We start from the raw sequence: 16,712 nt of genomic DNA on the forward strand, positions 1-16,712 counted from the left end.
CCATCGACGATGATGATCGCGTCCTGGCGGACGGCCGCCGGATGCCGGGAAACCTCAATGGACTTCCGCTTCCGTTCATCCGATAGCCTCTGCCGACGTGCCGCCGCCCGTGACCGGGCCGAGCCGCCGTGCATCAGCCCTGTTCAGCTCCAAGGAGTGAGTTCGTCTGTCGACCGCCATCCTCACCGGTCCGTCGGTACCCGGATCGCCGCTCGAGGGCGATCTGCGGTCGCTGGGCTTCGACGTCCGGTACGCCGCCGACGAGCGGGAGACCGCCGCACTGCTCGCCGCCGTCCCGGCCGCCGAGCGCGTCGCGGTCGTCGACCCGCGCTTCGTGGGCCACGTCCACGCACTGCGCCTCGCCCTGACGGACCCCCGCTTCCCGGCCGCCACGGCCCCCGGCGCCCTCACGGCCGGGCCGGAGGCCCGCCCGGCCCTGACCCACGCGCTGACGTCCGTGACGTCGGCCACCGCGGCGACCGGGCCGACCGGCACCGCCCAGGCCACCGCCCCGACCGGCCGCACGGGCGACGGCACCGGCCCGGCGCCGCAGGCGCAGGCCCCCCGGGCCGGTGCCGTCGCCGCGCAGGCCGGACGCCCCGGCCCGGACCGTGGCGTCGTCACCCTCGCCGACCGGCTCGCCGAGACCCTGGAGGCCGACGGGGTCCAGGTGCACCGGCCCGAGCTCGGGCCGCTCGTCGCCGCCGTGCCCGTCGATCCGCAGAGCCGCAAGGAGACCCGGGACGCCGTCGAGGCGGTGGACGACGAGGCCGTACGGCTCCGCTCCGCCGTGAAGGCGCGTGACGGTTTCTTCACCACCTTCTTCATCAGCCCCTACTCGCGCTACATCGCCCGCTGGTGCGCCCGCCGGGGTCTCACCCCCAACCAGGTCACCACCGCCTCCCTCCTCACCGCGCTCGTCGCGGCCGGGTGCGCGGCGACCGGCACCCGCGGCGGGTACGTCGCCGCCGGGCTGCTGCTCCTCTTCTCCTTCGTCCTGGACTGCACCGACGGACAGCTCGCCCGCTACTCGCTGCAGTACTCCACGATGGGCGCCTGGCTCGACGCGACCTTCGACCGCGCCAAGGAGTACGCCTACTACGCGGGCCTCGCCCTCGGCGCCGCGCGCGGCGGGGACGACGTATGGGCACTCGCCCTCGGCGCGATGGTCCTGCAGACCTGCCGCCACGTCGTGGACTTCTCCTTCAACGAGGCCAACCACGACGCGACGGCGAACACCAGCCCCACCGCCGCCCTCTCCGACAAGCTCGACGCGAGGGGCTGGACGGTCTGGGTGCGCCGGATGATAGTCCTGCCCATCGGCGAACGCTGGGCCATGATCGCCGTCCTCACGGCGGTCGCCACCCCCCGCGTCGTCTTCTGGGCCCTGCTCGTCGGCTGCGCCTTCGCCGCCTGCTACACCACCGCCGGCCGCCTCCTGCGGTCCCTGACCCGCAAGGCCCGCCGTACCGACCGGGCCGCCCAGGCCCTGGCCGACCTCGCCGACTCCGGGCCGCTCGCCCAGGCCGTGGCCGCGCTGTTCACGAGCGCGCCCCGGACCCTCCCGGCCGTCACCGCCCTCGTCGGCGCGGCCGCCGTCGTCGCCACCGCCGCCCTCGCCCCGCTCGACAGCCCCTGGCCGGCGCTCGCCGCCCTGGTCTACGTCGTGACGTCCGGCATCGCCGTCGCCCGCCCCCTCAAGGGCGCCCTCGACTGGCTCGTCCCGCCCGTCTTCCGGGCCGCCGAGTACGTCACCGTGCTGATCCTCGCCGCCCGCGCCGAGGCCCCGGGGGCGCTTCCCGCCGCATTCGGCCTGGTAGCGGCCGTCGCCTACCATCACTACGACACGGTGTACCGCATCCGCGGTGGCACCGGCGCGCCGCCCGCGTGGCTGGTGCGGACGATCGGCGGGCACGAGGTCCGCACGCTCGTCGTGGTGGTCCTCGCCGCGACCCTGACGGCGGGCAGCCACCTCACCCTCGCGCTCACCGCCCTCGCGGTGGCCGTCGCGCTGGTCGTGCTCGTGGAGTCCATCCGCTTCTGGGTGTCCTCCGGAGCACCCGCAGTACATGACGAAGGAGAACCCGCATGATCGGCCTCGTACTCGCAGCCGGTGCCGGACGGCGTCTGCGTCCCTACACCGACACGCTCCCGAAGGCCCTCGTGCCGGTCGACGGCGACAAGACGGTCCTCGACCTCACCCTCGCCAACTTCGCCGCCGTCGGTCTCACCGAGGCCGCCATCGTCGTCGGCTACCGCAAGGAAGCGGTCTACGCGCGCAAGGCCGAGCTGGAGGCCACGTACGGCGTCAAGCTCACCCTCATCGACAACGACAAGGCGGAGGAGTGGAACAACGCCTACTCCCTGTGGTGCGCCCGTGACGTCCTGAAGCAGGGCGTCATCCTCGCCAACGGCGACACCGTGCACCCCGTCTCCGTCGAGAAGACCCTCCTCGCCGCCCGCGGCGACGGGCAGCAGATCATCCTCGCCCTCGACACGGTGAAGAACCTCGCCGACGAGGAGATGAAGGTCATCACCGCCGACGGCCAGAGTGTCCGGCGCATCACCAAGCTGATGGACCCCGCCACCGCCACCGGCGAGTACATCGGTGTCACCCTCATCGAGCCCGAGGCCGCCGAGGCCCTCGCCGACGCGCTGAAGACCACCTTCGAGCGCGACCCGGACCTCTACTACGAGGACGGCTACCAGGAGCTGGTGAACCGGGGCTTCCAGATCGACGTGGCGCCCATCGGCGACGTCAAGTGGGTCGAGATCGACAACCACGACGACCTCGCGAAGGGCCGTGAGATCGCGTGCCTGTACTGACCCGCCTCATCCCCTCGCCCGTCGTCGTCGACATCAGCTGCGGGGCGATGGACGACCTGGCCGGCCTCCTGGTCGACCAGCGGATCTCCGCCTCCGGCAAGCTCGCCATGGCGATCAGCAACGGCTCCGGCCAGGCCCTGCGCGAGAAGCTCGCGCCGGTACTACCGGACGCCGACTGGTACCCGGTGGACGACGGCACCATCGACTCCGCCGTCCGGCTCGCCGACGCCATAAAGGGCAAGCGGTACGACGCCGTGGTCGGCCTGGGCGGCGGCAAGATCATCGACGTGACGAAGTACGCCGCGGCGCGGGTCGGCCTGCCGATGGTCGCCGTCGCGACGAACCTCTCGCACGACGGCATCTGCTCGCCGGTCTCCATCCTCGACAACGACAACGGTCGCGGCTCGTACGGAGTCCCCTCGCCGATCGCCATGGTCATCGACCTGGACGTGATCCGCGAGGCACCGTCGCGGTTCGTCCGCTCCGGCATCGGTGACGCGATCTCCAACATCTCGGCGATCGCGGACTGGGAGCTGTCCCACCGGCACACCGGCGAGCAGATCGACGGCCTGGCCGCCGCCATGGCCCGTACGGCGGGCGAGGCCGTGCTGCGCCACCCCGGCGGAGTCGCCGACGACGAGTTCCTCATCGTGCTCGCGGAGGCCCTCGTCCTGTCCGGTATCGCCATGTCGATCAGCGGCGACTCCCGCCCCTCCTCGGGCGCCTGCCACGAGATCTCCCACGCCTTCGACCTGCTCCACCCGGGGCGCAACGCCCTCCACGGCGAGCAGGTCGGACTCGGCGCCGCCTTCGCGATGCACCTGCGCGGCGCCCACGAGGAGTCGGGGCTCTTCGCCGAGGTGCTGCGCCGGCACGGGCTTCCCGTACTGCCCGAGGAGATCGGGTTCTCCCCGGACGAGTTCGTCGCGGCCGTGGAGTACGCACCGCAGACCCGCCCCGGGCGCTTCACCATCCTCGAGCACCTCGACCTGTCCACCGACCAGATCAGGGACGCGTACGCCGACTATGCCAAGACCATCCGTAGCTGAACTCCGCCCGGTCGTCCATCCGGCCGGAGTGAAGGACCGTCGAAGCGGTGAGCACTGGGGCGGCCGCCTGTACATGCGCGAGATCTCCCTGCGCATCACCCGCCTCCTGGTCACCACCAAGGTCACCCCGAACCAGCTGACGTACGTGATGACCCTCGCGGGCGTCCTGGCGGCCCCGGCCCTGCTGATCCCGGGCATCCCCGGGGCGCTGCTCGGCGCGCTCATGGTCCAGCTCTACCTGCTGCTCGACTGTGTCGACGGCGAGGTGGCCCGCTGGAAGAAGCAGTTCTCGCTCGGCGGGGTGTACCTGGACCGGGTCGGTGCCTACCTGTGCGACGCGGCGGTGCTGACCGGTTTCGGCCTGCGCGCCGCCGACCTGTGGGGCAGCGGGCGGATCGACTGGCTGTGGGCCTTCCTCGGCACCCTCGCCGCCCTCGGCGCCATCCTGATCAAGGCCGAGACCGACCTGGTCGGCGTCGCGCGCCACCAGGGCGGCCTGCCGCCGGTCAAGGAGTCGGCCTCCGAGCCGCGCTCGTCCGGCATGGCGCTGGCCCGCAAGGCCGCCGCGGCGCTGAAGTTCCACCGGCTCGTCCTGGGCATCGAGGCGTCGCTGCTCATCGTGGTCCTGGCGATCCTGGACACGGTCCGTGGTGACCTGTTCTTCTCCCGCCTCGGCGTCGCGGTCCTGGCCGGCATCGCGCTGCTCCAGACCGTGCTGCACCTCATCTCGATCCTCGTGTCGAGCAGGCTCAAGTGAGGCCGCCGATGAAACTGGGCGCCGTCATCATCACCATGGGCACCCGCCCCGACGACCTCCGCGCGCTGATCGACTCCGTCCACAAGCAGGACGGCGACCCGGTCCAGGTCGTCGTCGTCGGCAACGGCGCCCCCGTCACCGGCGTCCCCGACGGCGTACGCACCATCGACCTCCCGGAGAACCTGGGCATCCCCGGCGGCCGCAACGTCGGCATCGAGGCGTTCGGCCCCGGCGGCACCGACGTGGACGCCCTGCTCTTCCTGGACGACGACGGGCTGCTGCCGAACACCGACACCGCCGAGCTGATCCGCCAGGCGTTCACCGCCGACCCGGAGCTGGGCATCATCAGCTTCCGGATCGCCGACCCGGACACCGGCGTCACCCAGCGCCGGCACGTGCCCCGGCTGCGCGCCGCCGACCCGATGCGCTCCTCGCGGGTGACGACCTTCCTCGGCGGCGCCAACGCCGTCCGTACGAAGGTGCTGGCCGAGGTCGGCGGGCTGCCGGACGAGTTCTTCTACGCGCACGAGGAGACCGACCTCGCCTGGCGGGCGCTCGACGCCGGCTGGATGATCGACTACCGCGCGGACATGGTGCTCTTCCACCCGACGACCGCGCCGTCCCGGCACGCCGTCTACCACCGCATGATCGCCCGCAACCGCGTCTGGCTGGCCCGCCGCAACCTCCCCGCGCCCCTGGTGCCGCTCTACCTCGGCGTCTGGCTGCTGCTCACGCTGGCCCGCCGCCCTTCGGTGCCGGCGCTGAAGGCCTGGTTCGGCGGGTTCAAGGAGGGCTGGACGACTCCGTGCGGGCCGCGCCGGCCCATGAAGTGGCGTACGGTGTGGCGCCTGACGAGACTGGGCCGCCCGCCCGTCATCTGACACGCTCGGAATCTGACAAGCTCGGACCGACAAGCACGGGGCATCCGGGGCCCGGCCGCCACCTGACCCGCCCGCCCCCCAACTGCCGCGCATCTTGAACACGAAAGTTTCCCTTGTGAGTGAGACAACCCATGACGGAGCGATCGCCGTGACCGCCCCGCCATCACCGGACGCGGGCCTGTCCCCGGCGGAGCTGGCCGCCAAGTACGGCCTGTCGGTCAGCGGTGCCCGGCCCGGTCTGGCCGAGTACGTCCGGCAGCTGTGGGGGCGCCGTCACTTCATCCTGGCCTTCTCCCAGGCGAAGCTCACGGCGCAGTACAGCCAGGCCAAGCTCGGCCAGCTCTGGCAGGTGGCGACACCGCTGCTCAACGCGGCGGTCTACTTCCTCATCTTCGGCCTGATCCTGAACGCCGGCCGCGGCATGGACAAGGACGTCTACATCCCGTTCCTGGTGACGGGCGTCTTCGTCTTCATGTTCACGCAGACGTCCGTCATGTCCGGCGTACGGGCGATCTCGGGGAACCTGGGCCTGGTGCGGGCGCTGCACTTCCCGCGCGCCTCCCTGCCCGTCTCCTTCGCGCTCCAGCAGCTCCAGCAGCTGATGTTCTCGATGATCGTGCTGTTCGTGATCGCGGCGGCGTTCGGCAGCTACCCCTCGCTGAGCTGGCTGCTGATCCTCCCGGCGCTGGCGCTGCAGTTCCTCTTCAACGTCGGCCTGTCGCTGATCATGGCCCGGCTCGGCAGCAAGACCCCCGACCTCGCGCAGCTGATGCCCTTCGTCATGCGCACCTGGATGTACGGCTCGGGCGTCATGTTCTCGATCCCGATCATGCTCAAGGACAAGCCGGCCTGGATCGCGGACGTCCTGATGTACAACCCGGCGGCGGTCTACATGGACCTCATCCGGTTCGCGCTGATCGACGGGTACGGTTCGGAGAACCTGCCCTCGCACGTCTGGCTCGCCGCCCTGCTGTGGGCGGTCCTGGTCGGGGCCGCCGGGTTCGTGTACTTCTGGAAGGCAGAGGAGCGGTACGGCCGTGGCTGAGCAGACCGACGACGTGACCGCGACCGCCGCCGCCGACGGCGCGCGGATCCCCACCGTCATCGCCGACGACGTGCACATCGTGTACCGGGTCAACGGCGGCGGCGGAGGCAAGGGCAGCGCCACCGCCGCGCTCAGCCGGATCATCCGCCGGGACAAGGGCGAGTCCCGGGGCGTACGCAAGGTGCACGCCGTGCGCGGGGTGTCCTTCACCGCGTACCGGGGCGAGGCCATCGGCCTCATCGGCACCAACGGCTCCGGCAAGTCGACCCTGCTGCGGGCCATCGCGGGCCTGCTGCCCACGGAGAAGGGCAAGGTCTACACCGACGGCCAGCCCTCGCTGCTGGGCGTGAACGCGGCGCTGATGGGCGACCTGACCGGTGAGCGCAATGTGATCCTCGGCGGACTGGCCATGGGCATGTCGCGCGAGGAGATCCGGGAGCGGTACCAGGACATCGTCGACTTCTCCGGCATCAACGAGAAGGGCGACTTCATCACCCTCCCCATGCGGACGTACTCCTCCGGTATGGGCGCCCGGCTCCGGTTCGCCATCGCCGCCGCGAAGAACCACGACGTCCTGATGATCGACGAGGCGCTCGCCACCGGTGACCGCAAGTTCCAGATCCGCTCCGAGCAGCGCATCCGCGAGCTGCGCAAGGAGGCCGGCACGGTCTTCCTGGTCAGCCACAGCAACAAGTCGATCAGGGACACCTGCGACCGCGTCCTGTGGCTGGAGAAGGGCGAGCTGCTGATGGACGGCCCCACGGACGAGGTCCTGAGGGCGTACGAGAAGGAGACCGGCAGGTAGTCCGGCCGGGGTCGTACGAGGCCGGTTGCACGAGGCCGGGAAGGCCCCTGCCGGAGCGCACGGCAGGGGCCCTTCCGGTGGGCGGGCACGCGCCGGTCGTACCAACCGCCCAGGGATGCCATGTTTCGGTCAAGTCCCGTACGTCGCGGGGTGGTTGACGTCAAGATCGTGACCGTTCCCGTGCGTGTGACACCCCGACACGGCCCGGGACGTTGTACAACGTAAGCTGTACCGGTGCTGATTCGCGGCAAGTGGGGCGATATTCCCCGGGCCCTCCACCGGGCCGGGGTGGTGCCTCAGTCGGCAGGACCGGCGGCGTGTCCGAAATAGGATGTTTTGTGTCGGCAGTGTAGAACGGGAGACGTGACGGCAATGACGGTGAATCCCCAGCCCCGCCTCCGTAAGGGTCCCGCCGTCCCCGCGCCGGGCAGTCCACAGTGACAGGTACCCGGCAGGTGCGCCCCGACGCCTCCCCGCGCACCACACTCGACAAGGCCGCGCACGAGAACTTCCCCGTGGCCCCCTTCTTCCTGCCCCGCGCCTGGCGCGCCGACCTCATGGCCGTCTACGGCTACGCCCGACTCGTCGACGACATCGGCGACGGCGACCTCGCCCCCGGCGGTGCCGACGCCCGCCATCTGGGCGCCGAGGGCGAGACGGACCGGCTCGCCCTGCTCGACGCCTTCGAGGCGGACCTGCGGCGCGTCTTCGACGGCGCCCCGTCCCACCCGCTGCTGCGCGCCCTGCAGCCCACCGTACGGCGCCACGCGCTCACTCCCGAGCCGTTCATCGGCCTGATCGAGGCCAACCGCCAGGACCAGGTGGTGCGGCGCTACCAGACGTACGACGAGCTCGTCGCCTACTGCGAGCTGTCCGCCAACCCCGTCGGGCGCCTCGTCCTGGACATCACCGGCACCACCAGCCCCGAACGCCTGCGCCGCTCCGACTCCATCTGCACCGCCCTGCAGATCGTCGAGCACCTCCAGGACGTCGCCGAGGACCTCGCCCACGACCGGATCTACCTCCCGGCCGAGGACATGAAACGTTTCCACGTCACCGAGGCCGACCTGGCCCGCCCCACCGGCGGCGCCTCGGTACGCGCCCTCATCGCGTACGAGGCCGAACGCGCCCGCCGGCTCCTGGACGACGGCACCCCCCTCGTGGGCAGCGTCCACGGCAGGCTCCGGCTCCTCCTCGCGGGCTTCGTCGCCGGAGGGCACGCCGCCCTCGACGCGATCACGGCCGCCGGACACGACGTACTCCCCGGACCGCCCAAGGCCACCGGACCGAACCTGATGCGCGAAGTGGGAACCGTGTTGCGCAGAGCGCGTAGAGAGGGGTGAGCGGGACCGTGGAGGGACAGACGGAGATGTCCGCGCCGGTGGCGGCCGCCTACAGCTACTGCGAAGCCGTCACCGGACGGCAGGCCCGCAACTTCGCCTACGGCATCCGGCTCCTGCCGACCGAGAAGCGGCAGGCCATGTCGGCGCTGTACGCGTTCTCCCGGCGGGTCGACGACATCGGCGACGGCACGCTCGCCCCCGAGGCCAAGCAGGACCGGCTGGACACCACCCGCGAACTGCTCGACCGGATCCGCGAGGGCGCCGTCGGCCAGGACGACACCGACCCGGTGGCCGTCGCGCTCGCCGATGCCGCACGTCGCTTCCCGCTGCCGCTCGGCGGCCTCGACGAGCTGATCGACGGCGTCCTGATGGACGTGCGCGGCGAGACGTACGAGACCTGGGACGACCTCAAGGTCTACTGCCGGTGCGTCGCCGGCGCCATCGGCAGGCTCTCCCTCTCCATCTTCGGCACCACACCCGGCGCACGCGGCGCGGCACGCGCCCCCGAGTACGCCGATACACTCGGCCTCGCCCTCCAACTCACCAACATCCTCCGCGACGTTCGCGAGGACGCCGGCACCGGACGCACCTACCTGCCCGCCGACGACCTCGCCAAGTTCGGCTGCTCCGACGGCTTCCGCACCGCCACCCCGCCCCCCGGCTCCGACTTCACCGGCCTCGTCCACTACGAAGTCCGGCGCGCCCGCGCCCTGTTCGCCGAGGGCTACCGGCTGCTGCCCATGCTCGACCGGCGCAGCGGCGCCTGCGTCGCCGCCATGGCCGGCATCTACCGCCGCCTCCTCGACCGCATCGAGCGCGACCCCGAGGCCGTCCTGCGCGGCCGCGTCAGCCTGCCCGGACACGAGAAGGCGTACGTCGCCGTGCGCGGCCTGTCCGGCCTGGACGCCCGTACCGTCTCCCGGCAGACCGTCAGGAGGCGCGCCTAGATGGCCACCATGCCTGCGACCCGGCCCGCGAACCGGCACAATCAGCGCGCAACCCTCCGCCACAGCCTCGCGTCCCTGACTGCGACGACCCGACGGGAGACCGGATGAGCGACGACGTCCTGACACCGGGCCACGCAGCCCCGGGCCACGCCGTGGTCGTCGGCGGCGGCCTCGCCGGCATCACCGCCGCCCTGCGCCTGGCCGACTCCGGACTGCGCGTCACGCTCCTCGAAGGCCGGCCCCGCCTCGGCGGCCTCGCCTTCTCCTTCAAGCGCGGCGACCTCACCGTCGACAACGGCCAGCACGTCTACCTCCGCTGCTGCACCGCCTACCGCTGGTTCCTCGACCGCGTCGACGGCGCCCACCTCGCGCCCCTCCAGCCCCGCCTCGACGTGCCCGTCCTCGACGTCGCCCACCCGCGCGGCCCCCGCCTCGGCCGGCTGCGCCGCACCGCCCTGCCCGTACCGCTGCACCTCGCCGCGAGCCTCGCCACCTACCCGCACCTCTCGCTCGCCGAGCGCGCGAGCGTGGGCCGCGCCGCCCTCGCCCTGAAGAGACTCGACCCGGCCGACCCCGCCCTCGACGGCATCGACTTCGCCACCTGGCTCGCCCGCCAGGGCCAGTCCGCGCGCGCCACCGAAGCCCTGTGGGACCTGATCGGCGTCGCCACCCTCAACGCCACCGCCCCGCACTCCTCCCTGGGCCTGGCCGCGATGGTCTTCAAGACCGCCCTCCTGACCGACCCCGGCGCCGCCGACATCGGCTGGGCGCACGTCCCGCTCGGCGACCTGCACGACACCCTCGCCCGCAAGGCCCTCGACGCCGCCGGCGTACGCACCGAACTCCGCGCCAAGGCCAGCGCGATTCTGCCGAGCGCGCACGGCCGCTGGGCCGTGGACGTGCCCGGCGAGCGGCTGGAGGCCGACACCGTCGTCCTCGCCGTACCGCAGCGCGAGGCCCACGACCTGCTGCCGCACGGCGCCCTGGACGACCCCGGCGCGCTCCTGGACATCGGCACCGCCCCGATCCTCAACGTCCACGTCCTGTACGACCGCAAGGTGCTGCGCCGTCCGTTCTTCGCCGCCCTCGGCTCCCCGGTCCAGTGGGTCTTCGACCGCACCGACGCCTCCGGATACACCGACGGCCAGTACCTGGCCCTCTCCCAGTCGGCCGCCGGGGACGAGATCGACGAGCCCGTCTCCGTACTCCGCGAGCGTTACCTGCCCGAGCTGGAGCGGCTGCTGCCCGCGGCACGCGGCGCGAAGGTCCGGGACTTCTTCGTCACCCGGGAGCGGACAGCGACGTTCGCCCCCGCCCCCGGCGTCGGCCGGCTGCGGCCCGGCGCCCGCACCAACGCGCCCGGCCTGCACCTGGCCGGCGCGTGGACCGCCACCGGCTGGCCCGCGACCATGGAGGGCGCCGTACGCAGCGGCTTCACCGCCGCGGGCGCCGCCCTCTCGGCCCTCGGCCGCCCCCATGTACATCCGCTCGAGGAGGCGGCATGAGCCTGAGTACTGGAACCAGAGGAGAGACCGTGCCGACTGTGCCCCCGGTGAACCCGGCCGTCGACACCGCGGACGTCACCGCACTGCTGGAGCGGGGCCGGACCATGTCCACCCCCGTCCTGCGCACGGCGGTGAAGCGGCTGGCGCCGCCCATGGACACCGTCGCCGCCTACCACTTCGGCTGGATCGACGCCCACGGCCGGCCCGCCGACGGCGACAGCGGCAAAGCCGTACGCCCCGCCCTCGCGCTGCTGTCCGCCGAGGCGGCCGGTGTGGCGCCCGAGGTCGGCATCCCCGGCGCGGTCGCGGTGGAGCTGGTGCACAACTTCTCGCTGCTGCACGACGACCTGATGGACGGCGACGAGCAGCGCCGCCACCGCGACACCGTGTGGAAGGTGCACGGCCCGGCCCAGGCCATCCTCGTCGGCGACGCCCTGTTCGCGCTCGCCAACGAGCTGCTGCTGGAGCTCGGCACCGTCGAGGCCGGCCGCGCCACCCGCCGGCTGACCACCGCCACCCGCAAGCTCATCGACGGCCAGGCCCAGGACATCTCCTACGAGCACCGCGAGCGGGTCACCGTCGAGGAGTGCCTGGAGATGGAGGGCAACAAGACCGGCGCCCTGCTCGCCTGCGCCTGCTCCATCGGCGCCGTCCTCGGCGGCGCCGACGACCGCACCGCCGACACCCTGGAGGCGTACGGCTACCACCTCGGCCTCGCCTTCCAGGCCGTCGACGACCTGCTCGGCATCTGGGGCGACCCGGAGGCCACGGGCAAGCAGACCTGGAGCGACCTGCGCCAGCGCAAGAAGTCCCTGCCGGTCGTCGCCGCGCTCGCCGCGGGCGGACCGGCCTCCGAGCGGCTCGGGGAGCTGCTCGCGGCCGACGCCAAGAGCAGCGACCTCGACAGCTTCTCCGAGGAGGAGTTCGCCATGCGCGCGGCCCTCATCGAGGAGGCGGGCGGCCGCGCGTGGACCTCCGAGGAGGCCCGCCGGCAGCACGCCGTCGCGATCGAGGCGCTGCACCGCGTCGACATGCCGGAACGGGTCCGCGCCCAGCTCACCGCGCTCGCGGACTTCGTCGTCGTACGAAAGCGATGACCGCCATCGGGACCAGCACCCGCACCATATGAATCGCTAGTCGCCGGCCGGTGCACTCCGCTGTACCGGCCGACGGCCCACCCGCAGCCGCAGAACGCCAACTGCACGAAGGGGAAGCCATGACAGCGACGACCGACGGAAGCACCGGGGCCCTGGAGCCCCGAGCCGCCTCGGCCACCGGAACCACCACCGGAACGACCACCACCACGACGACCCCCGCCGCGAGCGACGTACGGGAAGCCGCCGCGCGGGCAGCTCAACGCTCCATCGAGTACCTCCTCGCCCGGCAGGACGACGAGGGCTGGTGGAAGGGCGACCTGGAGACCAACGTCACCATGGACGCCGAGGACCTCCTGCTGCGGCAGTTCCTCGGGATCCAGGACGAGGCGACCACCCGCGCCGCCGCCCTCCACATCCGCGGCGAGCAGCGCGAGGACGGCACCTGGGCCACCTTCTACGGCGGTCCCGGCGAGCTGTCGACCACCATCGAGGCGTACGTCGCGCTGCGCCTGGCCGGAGACCGGCCCGACGAGCCGCACATGGCCCGCGCCGCCGCCTGGATCCGCGACCGGGGCGGCATCGCCGCCGCCCGCGTCTTCACCCGCATCTGGCTGGCCCTGTTCGGCTGGTGGAAGTGGGAGGACCTGCCCGAGCTGCCGCCCGAGATGGTCTTCCTGCCGAAGTGGTTCCCGCTCAACATCTACGACTTCGGCTGCTGGGCCCGGCAGACCATCGTGCCGCTCACCGTCGTTTCCGCCAAGCGGCCCGTCCGGCCCGCGCCCTTCCCGCTGGACGAGCTGCACACCGACCCCGGGCTCCCGAATCCGCCGAGGAGCCTCGCTCCCGCCGGGACGTGGGAGGGCGCCTTCCAGCGGCTGGACAAGGCGCTGCACGCGTACCACAGGGTCGCTCCGCGCCGGCTGCGCAAGGCCGCGATGAACACCGCCGCCCGCTGGATCATCGAACGGCAGGAGAACGACGGCTGCTGGGGCGGCATCCAGCCACCCGCCGTCTACTCCCTCATCGCGCTGCACCTCCTCGGCTACGACCTGGAGCACCCGGTGATGCGCGCGGGCCTGGAGTCGCTCGACCGGTTCGCCGTCTGGCACGACGACGGCGCCCGCATGATCGAAGCCTGCCAGTCACCCGTCTGGGACACCTGCCTGGCCACCATCGCGCTCGCCGACGCCGGCGTACGCCCCGACCACCCGGCGCTCGTCAAGGCCGCCGACTGGATGCTGGGCGAGGAGATCGTCCGCCCCGGCGACTGGGCCGTCCAGCGGCCCGGACTCACCCCCGGCGGCTGGGCGTTCGAGTTCCACAACGACAACTATCCGGACATCGACGACACCGCCGAGGTCATCCTGGCGCTGCGCCGCGTCAAGCACCCCCACCCGGAGCAGATCGAGGCGGCGATCCGGCGCGGCGCCAACTGGACCGCCGGCATGCAGTCCCGCGACGGCGCCTGGGCAGCCTTCGACGCCGACAACACCAGCCCCTTCCCCAACCGGCTGCCGTTCTGCGACTTCGGCGAGGTCATCGACCCGCCGTCCGCCGACGTCACCGCGCACGTGGTGGAGATGCTGGCCCACGAGGGCAAGGCCCACCATCCCCGTGCCCGCCGCGGAATCACCTGGCTGCTGGCCGAACAGGAGGCGAGCGGCGCCTGGTTCGGGCGCTGGGGCGTCAACTACGTCTACGGCACCGGCTCGGTGGTGCCCGCCCTCACCGCGGCGGGGCTGCCCCCGTCGCACCCGGCCATCCGGCGCGCCGTCGCCTGGCTGGAGTCGGTCCAGAACGACGACGGGGGCTGGGGCGAGGACCTGCGCTCGTACCGGGAGCAGGAGTGGATCGGCCACGGTGCCTCCACCGCCTCGCAGACGGCGTGGGCGCTGATGGCGCTGCTGGCGGGCGGGCAGCGGGAGTCCAAGGCCGTGGAGCGCGGCGTCCGCTGGCTCGCCGGGACCCAGAGGGAGGACGGCTCCTGGGACGAGCCGTACTTCACCGGCACCGGCTTCCCCTGGGACTTCTCCATCAACTACCACCTCTACCGGCAGGTCTTCCCGCTGACCGCGCTCGGCCGGTACGTCAACGGCGAACCGGTGGTCGGCCGGCTCGGCAAGGGGGCCTGATGGCAGCAGAACCGGAGCCTTCCGGTTCCGCTCACGCTCCCGCGGTGCCGTCCGCGGCGCCGCTGCTGATCGCCTGCGCGCTCGGTATCGAGCAGCTCGCGCTGCGCAGCGGCCGCCGCCACGGCGGTACGTCGCCCGGCCCGGTGACCGTGCTGCGTACGGGCATGGGGCCCGCGAACGCCCAGCGGGCCGTCACCCGGGCGCTGGAGGGCGGCGAGCTGCGCGGCGCCGCGGTCGTCGCGTCCGGGTTCTGCGCCGGGCTGGAGCCGGGCATGCACCCGGGCGACCTGGTCGTCGCCGACGAGACCCGGGGCCCCGGCGGCTCCACCCGGTGCACGGGCACGGAGCTGCTGGTGGACGCGCTGGCCCGGGCCGTTCCCGGCCGGACCGTCCACAGCGGCCCGCTGACCGGCTCCGACCACGTCGTACGCGGTCAGGAGCGGGCCCAGCTGCGCGGCACCGGGGCGATCGCGGTCGACATGGAGTCCGCCGCCACCCTCCGCTCCGCGCTGAGCACGGGCGTCCGGTCCCGCCCGGTTGCGGCCGTACGAGTGGTCGTGGACGCTCCGGAGCACGAGCTCGTCCGGATTGGCACGGTACGCGGGGGAATATCAGCTTTCCGTGTTCTTCGTTCTGTAATGCCCGCTTTCTTTGAATGGCACCGTTCTTTGCTGCTCCCCAGGAGGTGAGCCAGATGGCCATGCCGCTTCGCCAGACCATCCGGGTAGGGACGTATCTCTTCGAACAGAAGCTGCGCAAGCGTGAGAAGTTCCCGCTCATCGTCGAACTGGAGCCGCTCTACGCGTGCAACCTCAAATGCGAGGGCTGCGGGAAGATCCAGCACCCTGCCGGGGTCCTGAAGCAGCGCATGCCGGTCGCCCAGGCGGTCGGAGCGGTCCTGGAGTCCGGCGCGCCGATGGTGTCCATCGCGGGTGGCGAGCCACTGATGCACCCGCAGATCCACGAGATCGTGCGCCAGTTGGTGGCCAAGAGGAAGTACGTCTTCCTCTGCACCAACGCCCTGCTGCTGCGCAAGAAGATCGAGGACTTCACACCGTCGCCGTACTTCGCCTTCGCCGTGCACATCGACGGCCTGCGCGAACGGCATGACGAGTCGGTCGCCAAGGAGGGTGTGTTCGACGAGGCGGTGGAGGCCATCAAGGAAGCCAAGCGGCGGGGCTTCCGGGTCACCACCAACTCCACCTTCTTCAATACCGACACCGCGCAGACCGTCATCGAGGTGCTCAATTTCCTCAACGACGACCTGAAGGTCGACGAGATGATGATCTCGCCCGCGTACGCCTACGAGAAGGCGCCCGACCAGGAGCACTTCCTGGGTGTCGAGCAGACCCGCGAGCTGTTCCGGAAGGCCTTCTCGGGCGGCAACCGGCGCCGCTGGCGGCTGAACCACTCCCCGCTCTTCCTCGACTTCCTGGAGGGCAAGGCCGACTTCCCCTGCACCGCCTGGGCGATCCCCAACTACTCGCTCTTCGGCTGGCAGCGGCCCTGTTACCTGATGGCCGACGGGTACGTCCCGACGTACCGGCAGCTCATCGAGGAGACCGACTGGGACAAATACGGCCGGGGCAAGGACCCGCGCTGCGCCAACTGCATGGCGCACTGCGGCTACGAGCCGACCGCCGTCCTCGCCACCATGGGCTCGCTCAAGGAGTCCCTGCGCGCCGCCCGCGAGACGGTCTCCGGAAGCCGGAGGTGAGGTGATGCCGGAGCCTGTGGGCCTCGGGCTGCCCGAGCTGCCGCCCAGGCCGATCGCGGTGCGCCGCCCCTCGCGGCGCATCCAGGTCGGCTCGGTGGCCGTCGGCGGTGACGCGCCCGTGTCGGTGCAGTCCATGACGACGACCCGGACCTCCGACATCGGCGCCACGCTCCAGCAGATCGCCGAGCTGACCGCGTCCGGCTGCCAGATCGTACGGGTGGCCTGCCCCACCCAGGACGACGCGGACGCGCTGGCGGTCATCGCGAAGAAGTCGCAGATCCCGGTGATCGCCGACATCCACTTCCAGCCGAAGTACGTGTTCGCCGCGATCGACGCGGGCTGCGCGGCGGTCCGGGTCAACCCGGGCAACATCAAGCAGTTCGACGACAAGGTCAAGGAGATCGCCAAGGCCGCAGGGGACGCGGGCACCCCGATCCGGATCGGCGTCAACGCGGGCTCCCTCGACAAGCGGCTGCTGGAGAAGTACGGCAAGGCCACCCCGGAGGCGCTGGTGGAGTCCGCGCTGTGGGAGGCCTCCCTCTTCGAGGAGTACGGCTTCCGGGACATCAAGATCTCGGTCAAGCACAACGACCCGGTCGTGATGATCG

16 protein-coding genes are annotated in these 16,712 nt (G+C 71.9%); 15 read left to right on the top strand and 1 reads right to left on the bottom strand.

The features are described from left to right. Positions 1-133: 133 nt before the first annotated feature. Entirely contained in the window at positions 134-349 is a 216-nt protein-coding gene (locus BKD26_RS41845) for a hypothetical protein (RefSeq protein WP_241519029.1), read from the bottom strand. Here BKD26_RS41845 and BKD26_RS37080 point away from each other — a divergent pair. From BKD26_RS37080 to BKD26_RS37150, 15 genes are all read left to right on the top strand, one after another. Beyond that, the gene (locus BKD26_RS37080; RefSeq protein WP_241519030.1) at positions 335-2,092 is read left to right on the top strand and encodes a DUF5941 domain-containing protein; all 1,758 of its coding nucleotides are present in this window, start codon (positions 335-337) and stop codon (positions 2,090-2,092) included. The two genes, BKD26_RS41845 and BKD26_RS37080, sit on opposite strands and share 15 nt — an antisense overlap. Further along, positions 2,089-2,826, top strand: a complete 738-nt coding sequence (locus tag BKD26_RS37085; RefSeq protein WP_084907400.1) for a phosphocholine cytidylyltransferase family protein — start codon at positions 2,089-2,091, stop codon at positions 2,824-2,826. The genes BKD26_RS37080 and BKD26_RS37085 overlap by 4 nt, the downstream gene beginning before the upstream one ends. Continuing rightward, positions 2,814-3,875 carry an iron-containing alcohol dehydrogenase family protein gene (locus BKD26_RS37090; RefSeq protein ID WP_084907403.1) on the top strand — a complete coding sequence of 354 codons (1,062 nt, stop codon included), beginning with the start codon at positions 2,814-2,816 and terminating at the stop codon, positions 3,873-3,875. The genes BKD26_RS37085 and BKD26_RS37090 overlap by 13 nt, the downstream gene beginning before the upstream one ends. After that, complete coding sequence (locus BKD26_RS37095) at positions 3,853-4,632, top strand: CDP-alcohol phosphatidyltransferase family protein (RefSeq protein ID WP_084907405.1); 780 nt, start codon at positions 3,853-3,855, stop codon at positions 4,630-4,632. Before BKD26_RS37090 ends, BKD26_RS37095 begins: the two co-directional genes overlap by 23 nt. Before the next feature lie 8 nt (positions 4,633-4,640). Further along, positions 4,641-5,513 carry a glycosyltransferase gene (locus BKD26_RS37100; protein WP_084907407.1) on the top strand — a complete coding sequence of 291 codons (873 nt, stop codon included), beginning with the start codon at positions 4,641-4,643 and terminating at the stop codon, positions 5,511-5,513. A 115-nt stretch (positions 5,514-5,628) separates the two neighbouring features. After that, a complete protein-coding gene (locus BKD26_RS37105) occupies positions 5,629-6,558 on the top strand; it encodes an ABC transporter permease (protein WP_084907409.1) in 930 nt (309 codons plus the stop codon). Beyond that, entirely contained in the window at positions 6,551-7,363 is an 813-nt protein-coding gene (locus BKD26_RS37110) for an ABC transporter ATP-binding protein (protein ID WP_241519031.1), read from the top strand. Before BKD26_RS37105 ends, BKD26_RS37110 begins: the two co-directional genes overlap by 8 nt. A 437-nt stretch (positions 7,364-7,800) precedes the next feature. After that, on the top strand, positions 7,801-8,706 hold the full coding sequence (gene hpnC, locus BKD26_RS37115; RefSeq protein WP_084907410.1) for a squalene synthase HpnC: 906 nt from the start codon (positions 7,801-7,803) through the stop codon (positions 8,704-8,706). Next, on the top strand, positions 8,703-9,653 hold the full coding sequence (gene hpnD, locus BKD26_RS37120) for a presqualene diphosphate synthase HpnD (protein ID WP_179166848.1): 951 nt from the start codon (positions 8,703-8,705) through the stop codon (positions 9,651-9,653). Before hpnC ends, hpnD begins: the two co-directional genes overlap by 4 nt. A 104-nt stretch (positions 9,654-9,757) precedes the next feature. Then, positions 9,758-11,158, top strand: a complete 1,401-nt coding sequence (gene hpnE, locus BKD26_RS37125) for a hydroxysqualene dehydroxylase HpnE (RefSeq protein WP_084907414.1) — start codon at positions 9,758-9,760, stop codon at positions 11,156-11,158. Then, the gene (locus BKD26_RS37130; protein WP_179166849.1) at positions 11,155-12,255 is read left to right on the top strand and encodes a polyprenyl synthetase family protein; all 1,101 of its coding nucleotides are present in this window, start codon (positions 11,155-11,157) and stop codon (positions 12,253-12,255) included. The genes hpnE and BKD26_RS37130 overlap by 4 nt, the downstream gene beginning before the upstream one ends. A gap of 119 nt (positions 12,256-12,374) precedes the next feature. Beyond that, positions 12,375-14,387 carry a squalene--hopene cyclase gene (gene shc / locus BKD26_RS37135; protein WP_084907416.1) on the top strand — a complete coding sequence of 671 codons (2,013 nt, stop codon included), beginning with the start codon at positions 12,375-12,377 and terminating at the stop codon, positions 14,385-14,387. Then, complete coding sequence (locus tag BKD26_RS37140; RefSeq protein ID WP_084907418.1) at positions 14,387-15,076, top strand: 1-hydroxy-2-methyl-2-butenyl 4-diphosphate reductase; 690 nt, start codon at positions 14,387-14,389, stop codon at positions 15,074-15,076. The genes shc and BKD26_RS37140 overlap by 1 nt, the downstream gene beginning before the upstream one ends. A 5-nt stretch (positions 15,077-15,081) precedes the next feature. Further along, complete coding sequence (gene hpnH, locus BKD26_RS37145; protein WP_179166850.1) at positions 15,082-16,104, top strand: adenosyl-hopene transferase HpnH; 1,023 nt, start codon at positions 15,082-15,084, stop codon at positions 16,102-16,104. 4 nt (positions 16,105-16,108) lie between these two features. Next, positions 16,109-16,712: flavodoxin-dependent (E)-4-hydroxy-3-methylbut-2-enyl-diphosphate synthase (locus tag BKD26_RS37150; protein ID WP_179166851.1), on the top strand; the 604-nt coding region annotated here is incomplete at its 3' end.

The organism is Streptomyces sp. CB03238 (genome assembly GCF_002099185.1).
GTDB lineage: Bacteria > Actinomycetota > Actinomycetes > Streptomycetales > Streptomycetaceae > Streptomyces.